Source organism: Eubacterium sp. 1001713B170207_170306_E7 (genome assembly GCF_015547515.1).
GTDB lineage: Bacteria > Bacillota > Clostridia > Eubacteriales > Eubacteriaceae > Eubacterium.
On record NZ_JADMVE010000021.1, the window covers coordinates 1 to 1,289 of the forward strand.

Genomic DNA, 1,289 nt, shown 5'->3' on the forward strand with positions numbered 1-1,289 from the left:
TTCATAAACCGGCGCTGATAGCTGATGACCTGATTGCAGGAGGTGAAGCGCGCCAGATAGGCTGGCTCTGCTGTGATCACCACGCGGTTTACCAGATCGCTGAATTCGTCTTCGACTAAAAGCTTGTCGATATCCGGGTAATTGAGCGGTCCTTCCATGCTGCAGATAATCAGTCTTGAATCGGCTAGGTTGGTGTTTTTAAACCATCTCAGGTTGTGTCTCACGCTGTCCAGCCCGTCGGCGCCTTCATGGTCTTCAAAGTGACGGTACTTCAGCAGATCCTCTGCGGTCTGCTTCACGCTCAGCAAATCCATTTCCTGTCCCTTGCACAGGTAGTCCTTTTCGGCAAACATCTTTTTTATGTCTTCCAGATATTTGGGCTCTCGGGTGGCTTCGTAGGCGGCCAGTCCTTTTTTCATGGTTTCGGACTGCATGAAGCGGTGACGGACAAAGCTGTTGATAAAATAGGGCTTTGCCTGCAGTGCAAGCGCGGTCTGGTAGGGCTCGAACATTAAGGTGAAATTGACCCGGTAGCCGTTTTCCTGGAGCATCAGGGCGATGTTGTGGCCTCTCAGGGCTTCGGCGGTGCCTGGTGCGTCGCAGGGGATTGAAAATTTCTTGTCGCCTTCCAGCAGCTGGCCCACGGTTTCTTTGCTGACGGGCCCGGTGTGGGGCACTTTAATCACTACCCGGTATTCGGACAGCATCTCTTTGAATCTGGCGGCTTCTTCCAGTATCTCTGTGTCGGACTTGCCAAAGGGGTCGTTCAGCTCGACGCTGATGTCTGCGCCGGGTCCCAGTATCCTGCCGATTTCGGCCATTACCTCGTCTCTTGTCTTAAACTGGTTGCCGACATTTGCTTTTGGATTGTTGATGAACAGGTCGTAGATGATTCCGGGGTTGCAGGTCAGGTTGGCGAGGATGTTTTTGATGGGCGCTACTTCGTAAGGATTGGCGCTGTCGGCTGAAAACAGGACATTGGTCGGCCGTTTCATGCCGTTTTTGTCATAGCTGATGTCTCTTACCAGATCGGCTCTCAGGGCGCCGTCCTCTTCCAGCTTATATTCCACCCGGAAGCCTGCCGGGGTCTCGCCCGCTGGCACACAAAAGGTGTCGATGACCTTTTTAAACGCATCGGTCACGCCGATGGCTTTTACGCAGGGCTTTAATGCCTGAAAGGTCTCAAAGGCGATTGGCTGGCCGGCCACCCGGTCGATGTAGGCCCTCTCGCTGTCTATAAACGTAATGTCTGTGTTTCTGAAGGTGTTTAAACTGCATTTAATCTCCAT

1 protein-coding gene is annotated in these 1,289 nt (G+C 52.8%); it reads right to left on the reverse strand.

Annotated elements, in window-relative coordinates:
* On the reverse strand, positions 1-1,289 hold a 1,289-nt coding region (locus I2B62_RS20365), incomplete at both ends, for a transaldolase family protein (protein ID WP_195270861.1).